The 11,744-nt window shown below is 46.3% G+C and carries 11 protein-coding genes; all 11 read left to right on the forward strand.

All coding sequences use genetic code 11. The annotated features are described in order from the left end of the window. The first annotated feature begins 28 nt into the window (after positions 1-28). Positions 29-2,161: a flagellar hook-length control protein FliK gene (locus QUF19_RS04265; protein ID WP_286296423.1), complete on the forward strand. Its 2,133-nt coding sequence runs from the start codon at positions 29-31 to the stop codon at positions 2,159-2,161. 53 nt (positions 2,162-2,214) lie between these two features. Continuing rightward, a complete protein-coding gene (gene fliL, locus QUF19_RS04270; protein ID WP_065104900.1) occupies positions 2,215-2,703 on the forward strand; it encodes a flagellar basal body-associated protein FliL in 489 nt (162 codons plus the stop codon). 7 nt (positions 2,704-2,710) lie between these two features. After that, positions 2,711-3,754 carry a flagellar motor switch protein FliM gene (gene fliM, locus QUF19_RS04275; protein WP_017110130.1) on the forward strand — a complete coding sequence of 348 codons (1,044 nt, stop codon included), beginning with the start codon at positions 2,711-2,713 and terminating at the stop codon, positions 3,752-3,754. Positions 3,755-3,781: 27 nt separating this feature from the next. Then, positions 3,782-4,192 (forward strand): flagellar motor switch protein FliN, encoded by a 411-nt coding sequence (gene fliN / locus QUF19_RS04280; protein ID WP_004739851.1) that lies wholly within the window; start codon positions 3,782-3,784, stop codon positions 4,190-4,192. Beyond that, a complete protein-coding gene (fliO, locus tag QUF19_RS04285) occupies positions 4,192-4,650 on the forward strand; it encodes a flagellar biosynthetic protein FliO (RefSeq protein WP_286296473.1) in 459 nt (152 codons plus the stop codon). Before fliN ends, fliO begins: the two co-directional genes overlap by 1 nt. Beyond that, complete coding sequence (gene fliP / locus QUF19_RS04290; protein WP_286296475.1) at positions 4,637-5,566, forward strand: flagellar type III secretion system pore protein FliP; 930 nt, start codon at positions 4,637-4,639, stop codon at positions 5,564-5,566. Before fliO ends, fliP begins: the two co-directional genes overlap by 14 nt. Positions 5,567-5,577: 11 nt before the next feature. After that, positions 5,578-5,847, forward strand: a complete 270-nt coding sequence (fliQ, locus tag QUF19_RS04295) for a flagellar biosynthesis protein FliQ (protein ID WP_029235191.1) — start codon at positions 5,578-5,580, stop codon at positions 5,845-5,847. A gap of 6 nt (positions 5,848-5,853) precedes the next feature. Further along, entirely contained in the window at positions 5,854-6,636 is a 783-nt protein-coding gene (fliR, locus tag QUF19_RS04300; RefSeq protein ID WP_286296481.1) for a flagellar biosynthetic protein FliR, read from the forward strand. Positions 6,637-6,645: 9 nt separating this feature from the next. Next, positions 6,646-7,776 (forward strand): flagellar biosynthesis protein FlhB, encoded by a 1,131-nt coding sequence (flhB, locus tag QUF19_RS04305; protein ID WP_017110125.1) that lies wholly within the window; start codon positions 6,646-6,648, stop codon positions 7,774-7,776. Positions 7,777-8,034: 258 nt separating this feature from the next. Continuing rightward, positions 8,035-10,134, forward strand: coding sequence for a flagellar biosynthesis protein FlhA (gene flhA, locus QUF19_RS04310; protein ID WP_122053836.1), 2,100 nt, complete (start codon positions 8,035-8,037; stop codon positions 10,132-10,134). A 27-nt stretch (positions 10,135-10,161) separates the two neighbouring features. After that, complete coding sequence (flhF, locus tag QUF19_RS04315) at positions 10,162-11,733, forward strand: flagellar biosynthesis GTPase FlhF (protein WP_286296492.1); 1,572 nt, start codon at positions 10,162-10,164, stop codon at positions 11,731-11,733. The last annotated feature ends 11 nt before the right edge of the window (positions 11,734-11,744 follow it).

Genomic DNA, 11,744 nt, shown 5'->3' on the forward strand with positions numbered 1-11,744 from the left:
GCAAAGCTAGTAGATAGAGCTTGTATATATGAATGTTAGTCTTTCCTCAAATTCAGCGACCAACAAAACGTCATCATTGTTGGACACCGGTTCTGCCTCTCCAAAGGTAGAAGAAACCGGCGACTCAAAAGGTTTCTTTGAGTCTTTCAAAGAAGCGCTAGGCTTTGAAGAAAGTGGCAGCAAAGCAACAACAAAAGATGCTGACAGCGCCTCTAAATCTGACGCTAAGCAAGCCTCTACTTCGGGTGATGACAGTGCATCGGTTAAATCGAGTTCAGCTGAAGGTGAAGCGTCTTCTGAGGTGACTAAAGGTGACAGTAGTGAGCCTAAGAGCACAGACGCTGTAAGTGAAGCTCAAACCAAGCAAGCTTCTGCAAAGTTGGAGTCTGAAAAAGTTTCTAATGAAAAAGCAGTCACTGAGAAAATGGCGTCTGAACAAGAATCGACACTGAAAGGCGCAAGCCCATCGAATCCAAGCGATGACAATACACTCACCGAGAAGTCACTATCCAAAGGGGAGCAACCTCAAGGTGCATCTCAAGCGAATGCTGCGATGAGTGAGGGTAATAAGTTACTTGGTCAGTTGGATGAGGCAAACAAAACGCTTAATCAGACACCGAACGGCAAAGGCTTGCCTCAGCAAGCACAGATAGACCAAGCTCAAGGTCATATCGCGGGTGCTTCTGCTGCAGGGGTTTCTGCTACAGGCGAAATGGACAAGGCAGGCGAAGCGGTACAACAAGCCAATGTCGCAAATCAAGAGAGTGGCTTGGACGTCGATTCTGAAATCGCAGTGCTTACCGGTGGTAAAGGCGTTTCTCAACTGACAGATGATGAAATTCGTCAATTGATGGACAAAGGCGTTACCTCCGAGCAAATCGAAGCGAGTATGAGCAGAGAGCTGAGCCAAAAAAATGCGGCCAATGATGTTGCGGCTATTCAAGGTCAAGCCATCTCGCCTGCAGATATTGAGCTCGCAAAGCAGGTTGAAGCTCATACCAAAGCGTTGAACCAATTGAATGGGCAAATCGACTCAGAACAGTCAATTGTCGATGGTCTGCTTCAAAAGCAACAAAGCGGCGCTAAGTTGTCGGTTGATGAGCAAACCGCTTTGGCGAAAGCAACGTCTAACCTCGAAATATTGAACCAGCAACTGACTAATGTTCAACAGCAAGCAAACGCTCTGTTAAGCCAAGCTCCGGACTTGAACGGTACATCAGGTCAACCAGCAGCGATTGATTGGGATAATACGGATTCTGCTGAAGCCAAAGCGTTAGCTGCAGTAGCATCGACAGCGGCTGTCGCGACGGCAGCGCAACAAGCGACATCACAGATGTCATCTCAAGCTGCAACTAATGCTGTGGCAGACAAGGCAACAATGTTACATGCCAATAATGCACACGCGGCTCAACAGGCTGCAGCTCAACAGTTAGCAGCTCAGCAGGGTAATGCCGCTTCTGCACAACAAGCCGCCTTGGACCCGAGTTTAACGGCGCAAAGCCTGGCAATGAATGCACCAGTAGCAGCAACGAAAGCGGGCTCAACGGATATGTTGCTCAAAGCTGGCGCTGGCACGGCCGCATTGTCTGGTCTTGGAAAAGCGGGTGCTAAAGAAGATTCCAAAGAGTCGACATTGGCTCAGCAGATAGCGTCTGCCGCGGGTGTTCAGGGTACTGCAACGACAGGTTCGGCTCCAACACGCGCTGAAATTCAAGCGGCTCAACAGGCTCCTTTGCAGCTCACTAAAGAACTGGCCAACGAGCAAGTTGCAGAAAAAGTACAAATGATGATGTCTAAGAATCTTAAGAACTTGGACATTCGTCTCGACCCGCCAGAATTGGGTCAGATGAAAATTCGCATGACCATGAATAATGACGTGGCGAACGTGCACTTTACAGTGAGCAATCAACAAGCCAGAGATATGATAGAGCAGACTTTGCCTCGCTTGAGAGAGATGCTTGCTCAACAAGGTATGCAACTGGCCGATTCGTCCGTTCAACAACAGAATTCTGGGCAAAGCCAAGATAGCTATAACAATGGTGAACAACAATCAGGCTCTAACCGCACAAATGATGGGCAAGGTGATGAAAACCTTGATAACGGCAGCAATCTTGAATTGAATGTCGCATCAAAGCGTGATGGAATTAGTTATTATGCCTAGTATCAGGTTTAGATCCGTTAGTCCGTGGAAATAACAGGAAGTTAGAGAAGAATATGTTTGCAGAACAAGCCCCAGGTCAAAAGAAAAGTAAGCTACTTATAATCATAATTGCTGTCGTTGTTTTACTGCTTGCTATCGGTGCTGCTGTGTTCTTTTTTATGGGCTCTAGTGACGATGCCTCTGAATCGAAATCTCAGTCTGCTACCGCTGTAGTCGCGGTTGAACCTGTGATGTATGTTAATATTCCACAACCTTTTTTGTTCAATGTCACCGGTGACAAAAAAGATCGTCTGGTACAGATCAAAGCGCAGCTTATGGTGCGAGGCAGCAAGAATGAAGACCTTGCTCGATACCACTCTCCACTCGTTGAAAGTACGTTATTGGCGACATTTGCCTCTGCAACGGTAGACCAATTGCGCTCTCCGATAGGGCGAGTAGAACTTCGTGACAAGGCAACAGAAGATATTAAAGCAAGTCTGGCTCAAGCAGTGGGTCAGCCTGTTATTGAAAAAGTGTTATTCACTGACTTCGTAATTCAATAGGTAATTTGTGACCGATTTATTAAGCCAAGACGAAATTGATGCGCTATTACATGGTGTCGACGATGTTGAAGAAGTTGAAGATGTCTTAGAGTCCGAAAACGAGAATGCGGTTAATTTCGACTTCTCATCTCAAGACCGAATCGTTCGTGGTCGAATGCCGACCCTTGAACTTATCAATGAGCGTTTCGCGCGTCATATGCGGATCAGTTTGTTTAATATGTTGCGAAAAACGGCTGAAGTGTCGATCAACGGCGTACAAATGATGAAATTTGGTGAGTACCAAAACACATTGTATGTACCCACCAGTTTAAACATGGTGCGTTTCCGTCCGCTAAAAGGTACGGCGCTGATCACCATGGAAGCTCGTCTTGTTTTCATCTTGGTAGAGAACTTCTTTGGTGGCGATGGACGTTTTCACGCCAAGATTGAAGGTCGTGAATTTACGCCAACGGAAAGACGAATTATTCAGCTACTGCTTAAAATTGTATTCGAAGACTACAAAGAAGCTTGGTCTCCCGTGATGGGCGTTGAGTTTGAATACTTGGATTCAGAAGTGAACCCGAGTATGGCGAATATTGTCAGCCCAACAGAAGTGATTGTTGTGAGTTCATTCCATATTGAGGTTGATGGCGGCGGCGGTGATTTCCACGTGGTTATGCCTTACTCAATGGTGGAGCCGATTCGTGAATTGCTTGATGCGGGTGTGCAATCAGACAAGATGGAAACCGACGTTCGTTGGAGTTCAGCATTGCGTGATGAAATCATGGATGTGCCAGTCAACTTCCGTGTCAATTTGCTCGAGCAAGATATCTCGCTGCGTGATTTGATGGAACTTCGTCCTGGGGATGTTATCCCGATGAATATGCCAGAACATGCCACGATGTTTGTTGAAGAACTACCAACCTATCGTGTGAAAATGGGCCGTTCAGGTGAAAAGCTGGCCGTACAGATTTCTGAAAAAATTCAAAGACCGCACGTGGTTAAAACCGATCTCGCTTTCCTAGGTAAAGATTTGATGTCTGAACTAGAAAATAGCGATGATAACGATTAGCAAAATATAAATGTATAGGAATTGGTAATGGAACCTAGTGAAGATCAAAAGCTAGCAGACGAATGGGCTGCAGCACTTGGTGAAGACCCTTCAGCACCGTCAATTGATGTTGATGATGTTCTCGCGGCACCACTGGACGAGCTAACGGATTCGTCATCGCCGATTTCTGAAGATGAGCGTCGTAAACTGGATACCATCATGGATATCCCAGTGACCATTTCAATGGAAGTGGGCCGCTCTCAGATCAGTATCCGTAACTTACTTCAATTGAACCAAGGTTCGGTTGTTGAGCTAGACAGAATTGCTGGTGAATCACTGGATGTGATGGTAAACGGCACTTTGATCGCTCACGGCGAAGTGGTTGTCGTGAATGACAAGTTTGGTATTCGTTTGACTGACGTGATTAGCCAAACAGAACGTATTAAGAAGCTACGTTAATGAGCTTTTCGTCTCAATGGCTGAAAGCTTTTTCTCAACGAGTGACAGGCATGTATCGAGGAATAGCGGGTTCTCGTGGAATATTAGGCATAGGCTTGTTCTCTATGCCTTCCATTGCCTTTGCTGCAACGCCGCCTTCTCTTGATTTAGCGACCACTTTTGGGTCGCTAATTTTCGTTATAGCCTTCATCTTGTTTATCGCTTGGCTGCTTAAGAGAATGCAAGTGCCAACAATGTCCAACCAACAAGGCTTGTCCATTGTGAGACAGATAGCGGTTGGGACAAAAGAACGTATTGCTATCGTTCAAGCGGGTGAGGATCAGTATCTAGTGGGTATCACTACCCAATCGATTCAGTTGATCTCTAAGCTTGATAAACCTCTTACTCAGGAGATGCTGGAAAAAAGCACATTCTCAAGTCAGCTTTCCCAGCTAATAAAAAAAGATGCAAACAAGTAACGGACTTTTGAACTCATCTTACTTTTACCAAAGCGGAGTTTTCCGAATGGTGAAAGTGTGGTTGGTTCCGCTCATTCTCCTCTGCTCTCTAGTCTTCAGTGTGTCGGTATTTGCACAAGCTGAAAATGGCACCGTAATTCCTGCGAATACGGCTGGTTCAGAGTCGGTCACCATCAGTACGATGGAGCAAGACCAAGCCAAATCGCAAACCATGACTACTGGTAGTCTAACGGGCAATGGTGGCGGGATTCCTGCCTTTACCATGACCACCAATGCTAACGGTGGCGAAGACTACTCGATTAATTTACAAATCTTAGCCTTAATGACCATGCTTGGCTTCTTGCCAGCGATGGTGATTTTGATGACGTCGTTCACCCGTATTGTGGTGGTGATGTCTATCTTGCGTCAGGCGATGGGTTTGCAACAAACACCTTCAAACCAAGTCATCATTGGTATCGCGATATTTTTGACCTTCTTCATCATGTCTCCGGTGATCAATCAGGTCAATGAGCAAGCGGTTCAACCTTATCTGAATGAACAGATATCGGCACGACAGGCATTTGATGTCGCCCAAGGCCCGATTAAGTCGTTTATGCTTAAACAGACTCGAATTAAAGATCTGGAAACCTTTGTTGAGATCTCGGGCGCGGAAGTGACCAACCCTGAAGATGTTTCAATGGCGGTTTTAATTCCTGCGTTTATCACGTCAGAGCTAAAAACGGCATTCCAAATCGGCTTTATGCTGTTCTTGCCGTTCCTAATTATTGATTTAGTCGTTGCCTCGGTGCTGATGGCCATGGGTATGATGATGCTGTCACCGATGATTGTATCCTTGCCATTTAAGTTGATGCTGTTTGTTCTGGTTGATGGTTGGAACTTGATACTCTCCACACTCGCCGGCAGTTTTGCCTTGTAGCTGGGGGAATAATGAATCCTGAAATATTCGTAGAGTTGTTCCGAGATGCATTGTGGATGGTACTGATAATGGTGTGCGCCATTATCATTCCTAGCCTGCTGATTGGTTTGGTCGTGGCGGTATTCCAAGCTGCAACCTCAATCAATGAACAAACCCTCAGCTTCTTGCCTCGTTTGATCGTAACTTTGTTGGCGTTAATGTTGTTTGCTCACTGGATGACGCAGATGATGATGGAGTTCTTTTTTGAACTCATTGAACGCTTACCACAAGTGTTGTATTAAACCGCAATGGAATACCCAACAAGCCTAGTACTCGAGTGGTTAGCCAATTACTTTTGGCCATACACTCGCATCTCAGCTATGTTAATGGTGATGACGGTAACCGGGGCGCGCTTTGTGTCGCCACGTATTCGTCTGTATCTAGGCTTAGCGATTACACTTGCCGTTATGCCAGCCATTCCTGCTGTCCCTAAAGACATTGAACTGTTGTCGTTTCAAGGCTTTCTCACGGTTTTTGAACAGATCGTGATTGGTGTTGCGATGGGGTTTGTCACTCAGTTTTTGATTCAAACCTTTGTTATGCTCGGTCAGATTCTGGGTATGCAATCGAGCTTGGGCTTCGCCTCAATGGTTGACCCAGCAAACGGTCAGAATACGCCAGTACTGGGTCAGCTGTTTATGTTGCTTGCGACCATGTTCTTTCTGGCGACAGACGGCCACTTAAAAATGCTGCAGCTGGTGGTGTTTAGCTTTACAACATTACCTATAGGTAGCGGTTCTTTAACCGCTGTTGATTTCAGAGAGTTAGCCTTGTGGTTGAGCATCATGTTCAAAACAGCGCTGGCGATGTCTTTATCTGGCATTATTGCGCTGCTCACGATTAACCTCTCTTTTGGTGTAATGACACGTGCTGCACCTCAGTTAAATATATTCTCTTTGGGTTTTGCGTTTGCGTTACTCGTGGGTCTGTTGCTTTGTTGGTACATCCTTGGCGGCTTATATAGCCACTATGAGCTGTATTGGTTACAAGGAGAGCAGCAGATATGTCGTCTCATCAGATTGGATTGCTAGGAGACTGAAATGGCAGAGTCAGACGGTCAAGAACGCACAGAAGACGCCACGCCCAAACGCTTGCAACAGGCCAAAGAGAAAGGGCAGGTTGCAAGGTCAAAAGAGTTAGCGTCAGCGTCGGTACTGATAGTCGGTGCGATTTCCTTAATGTGGTTTGGCGAATCGATGGCGAAAGCTCTATTCGAGGCCATGCAACGCCTATTTTCGCTCAGTCGTGACGAAATCTTTGATACCAATAAGCTGTTGGAAATCGCTGGTGGTGCCTTGGTCAACTTGTTGTTTCCACTGTTCTTGATTCTCATCACTTTGTTCGTGGCGGCTGTGATTGGCGCAGCTGGTGTCGGTGGTGTTAACTTCTCGATGCAAGCCGCTATGCCTAAAGCCTCTAAGCTCAATCCTTTAAGCGGTATTAAGCGTATGTTTGGCCTTCAAAGTTGGGTTGAGCTGCTGAAATCTATTTTGAAGGTCGCTCTGGTGTCGGGCATGGCTATCTATCTTATCCAAGCCTCTCAACATGACTTAATGCAATTGAGCATGGATGTGTATCCGCAAAATATCTTCCACGCCTTAGACATCTTGCTTAACTTTATTCTGCTTATCAGTTGTTCTTTGTTGATTGTGGTGGCGATTGATATTCCATTCCAGATTTGGCAACACGCCGATCAACTTAAGATGACCAAGCAAGAAGTGAAAGATGAGTTCAAAGACACCGAAGGTAAGCCCGAAGTGAAAGGGCGTATTCGTATGTTGCAGAGAGAAGCGGCTCAGCGACGTATGATGGCTGATGTTCCTCAGGCAGATGTGATCGTCACCAACCCGGAACACTTTTCGGTCGCTCTACGCTATAAACAGAATCAAGATAAAGCACCGATAGTCGTTGCCAAAGGTGTCGATCATATGGCGATGAAGATCCGTGAAATTGCACGTGCAAACGACATCTATATTATTCCAGCGCCTCCGTTAGCTAGGGCGCTTTATCATACTACTGAGCTCGAACAGCAAATTCCTGACGGTCTGTTTACGGCAGTTGCTCAAGTGCTTGCATATGTGTTCCAGCTGAAACAGTACAGAAAAAGAGGAGGGGAGAGGCCGAAATTGCAAGATTCTAATATGCCGATCCCACCTGATTTACGTCATTAGATCAATTGCTTGAGCTCAGCCCAATGAAACTGGATAATGGTTGTGTATCTGAGCGTCTTTATTTGTAAGCTGTGACGATAAATTGACGTTGAAATATTGGTACAGTGCTTGCTATATCAATGCCAAACATTATAAGTCCGATCATGATAAACCTGATCATCATAAACCTTATTGCTATAAATTTTGGCAATACAGCTTAGACCTGAGCCTCGATTCGCTTAGTGGAAGAGCTACAACATAGCGATACTACCCAGATTTATGAAATTTACCCTCCCTTTTGCGGACAAGCTACCTAAAATCCCTAACCGTGCCATGCCTGCGATTGGCGCGCCTGTTATGGTACTTGCCACGCTCGCTATGGTGGTGTTACCAATTCCAGCTTTCTTGTTGGATATGTTCTTCACCTTCAACATTGCACTGTCTATGGTTGTGCTATTGGTTTCGGTTTATACCCGTAGGCCTTTAGACTTCGCTGCATTCCCAACGGTACTTCTGATTGCAACGCTACTTCGTTTGGCTTTGAACGTTGCTTCGACACGTGTGGTACTGCTCCACGGTCACGAAGGGGGCGATGCTGCTGGTAACGTGATTGAAGCTTTCGGTAACGTGGTTATCGGTGGTAACTATGCGGTTGGTTTAGTGGTGTTTTTGATTCTGATGATCATCAACTTCATGGTTGTAACCAAAGGTGCGGGTCGTATCTCGGAAGTAAGTGCACGTTTCACGTTGGATGCCTTACCCGGTAAACAGATGGCAATCGATGCCGATTTGAATGCGGGTTTGATCGATCAAGATCAGGCTCGTACCCGCCGTTTTGAAGTCACCAAAGAAGCAGATTTCTACGGTTCGATGGATGGTGCGTCTAAGTTTGTTAAAGGCGATGCAATAGCCGGTATCTTGATCCTGTTCATCAACATCATTGGTGGCTTGAGTATCGGTATGGCTCAGTTCGACCTTGGTTTTGGCGAAGCAATCGAAATCTATACACTACTGACTATCGGTGATGGTCTGGTTGCACAAATTCCATCGTTATTACTTTCTATTGCTGCCGCGATGATGGTAACGCGTCAAAACACAGATGAAGACATGGGCGAGCAACTTGTCTTCCAAATGTTCGATAATCCGAAAGCCCTTATGATCACTGCCGCTATCCTTGGCATTATGGGTATTGTTCCTGGCATGCCGCATTTCTCATTCTTGAGTCTTGCCATCGTTGCAGGTGCGGGTGCGTATTACATAGATAAAAAGAACAAGAAGAAGGCTGAACAACCCAACCTTCCCGCTACGGTTGAAGCGAATGGAGAAACGGGCTCCCAGAAGGAGCTCTCTTGGGATGATGTTCAGCCTGTTGATATTATTGGTTTAGAAGTCGGTTATCGTTTGATCCCGTTGGTGGATAGAGATCAAGGTGGCGAACTGCTAGAGCGTGTGAAAGGGGTTCGTAAGAAACTGTCTCAAGATTTCGGTTTTCTGATCCCGGCGGTACATATTCGAGATAACCTAGAACTCACCCCAAATAGCTACCGAATCACTCTGATGGGTGTTGCCGTGGGCGAGGCTGAGATTAAGCCTGACATGGAACTGGCGATTAACCCGGGTCAAGTCTACGGAATGATCGATGGTGAGCCTACTATTGATCCTGCCTTTGGCCTTGAAGCCGTATGGATTCGAGAAGAGCAGCGTGAACACGCCCAAGCGTTAGGTTACACGGTTGTAGATTCATCTACTGTACTGGCAACGCACCTCAGCCAATTGCTAACCAATAATGCATCACAGCTTATTGGCCATGAAGAAGTACAAAACCTACTCGAGATGCTAAGTCGCTCGACACCTAAGCTGGTCGAAGGCTTTGTACCGGATCAGCTGCAACTTGGTGTGGTCGTGAAAGTACTGCAAAACCTACTGAATGAAGCCATTCCAATTCGAGATATCCGCACTATAGTCCAAACTTTGTCGGAGTATTCAAGTAAGAGTCAAGAACCTGACATACTTACTGCTGCGGTTCGTATCGCATTGAAACGATTAATTGTTCAAGAAATCAATGGTATAGAGCCTGAATTGCCAGTGATTACCTTAATTCCTGAGCTGGAACAAATCTTGCATCAAACCATGCAGGCATCCGGCGGAGAATCTGCTGGTATTGAACCTGGTTTAGCCGAACGTTTACAGACATCCCTCAGCCATGCAACACAAGAGCAAGAGCTAAAAGGTGAGCCAGCTGTGTTACTGACTTCTGGCGTGTTACGTTCCACTCTCGCGAAGTTCGTGAAAAACACGATCCCAAGCTTGAGAGTTTTATCTTACCAAGAGATACCAGACGAAAAGCAGATACGCATTGTACAAGCTGTTGGTAATTAAGCCGCCTAATTAGAACGGACGATCGAATTGAAAATTAAACGATTTTTTGCAAAAGATATGCGAACCGCGCTGCTCCAAGTTAAAGAAGAACTTGGCTCAGAAGCGGTGATCATGTCTAACAAAAAGGTCGCAGGTGGCGTTGAAATTGTGGCCGCTATTGATGGCGAATCTAACCCATCGACAGCCAGCCCAAAGCTCAATAAGCCTCAGCAGCCTACGCAAAGTCAATATACCCAAATGGCAGCGCCAGCCGCGTCATCTGGGCGTCGTCAGTTAGATGATGACAAAGTTAGCCTGCAGTCGAATGCTGAAGGCGGACGTTCAATGACTAAGCGCTTCGCGAACATGCTCAAGCAATATAGCCATGGCGCAGACGACGAACCGCAGCACCGAGCTGAAAATGAAGACTCGTTATCCGCGTTGCTTAACCGCCAGTCAGGTGGTAATCAATCGGCTCTTGGTAACCATCAGTCTCGCGGCAGCAGTCAGTCTCTAGGAAATCACCAATCTCTCGGTAATCAACAATCTCGCAGCGGTGGCAACGTAGATTCAGCTTTTGCTCGTGAGTCTGGCTTATCCAAATTGATTGCTGAAGATCGTAGAGTCGAGCGTCCAGCACCTCGCTTAGATCCTACTCGCTACGATCGCGGCCGTGATCCTGGTCAGTCGAAAGGTTCAGACACCGAAATGGAAACGATGCGCGAAGAGATGACCTCAATTCGCCGTCTATTAGAGCATCAAGTCTCTGGACTGATGTGGCAAGAAGTCGAACGTCGCGAACCTTTGAGAGCGATGCTTATCAAGCGCCTAGAACGTATGGGTGTTTCGGCAGAGCTCGCCGATCAAATGGCCTGCTACATTCCAGAAGACACAAAACCAGCACGAGCATGGAAAGCCTTGCTTGCTCTGGTCGCTGATCAAATATCAGTGACACAAAAAGATATTTTAAAACGCGGCGGTATTGTGGCCTTACTTGGTCCGACTGGCGTAGGTAAAACAACAACCGTTGCTAAGCTCGCAGCCCGTGCAGCAATGGAGTACGGCGCAGATAACGTCGCACTAGTGACAACAGACACATATCGCATAGGTGCACATGAGCAGTTATCGATTTATGGTCGAATTATGGGTTGTCCTGTAAGAGTTGCTAAAGATTCTAGTGAACTGGCCGATGTAATATATCAATTACGTAATCGTCGCCTGATTCTGGTTGATACTGCAGGTATGGGACAGCGAGATGTTCGTCTATCTGAGCAGTTAGACACATTGATGCAAGAGAGTGGTTCCGTTATCAATAGCTACCTTGTGTTGCCGGCAACCGCGCAACGTAAAGTGCTGCAAGAAACCATTGAACACTTTAGAAGAATCCCGTTGTCAGGATGTATCCTGACTAAGCTGGATGAATCGCTCAGTTTGGGTGAGTTCATCAGTGTGGTAATACAAAATGCATTACCAGTTGCTTACATAGCAAATGGTCAACGAGTTCCTGAGGATATCGTTATAGCTCAGCCAAAGTACATGATTGCTAAGGCGAATGAGTTATTAGAGAAATCTACAGAGAATGAACCTCATTACTGGAATAGCGATTCTGAAGGACTCTAGGCGGCGGATAA

Source organism: Vibrio sp. FE10, assembly GCF_030297155.1.
GTDB lineage: Bacteria > Pseudomonadota > Gammaproteobacteria > Enterobacterales > Vibrionaceae > Vibrio > Vibrio apostichopi.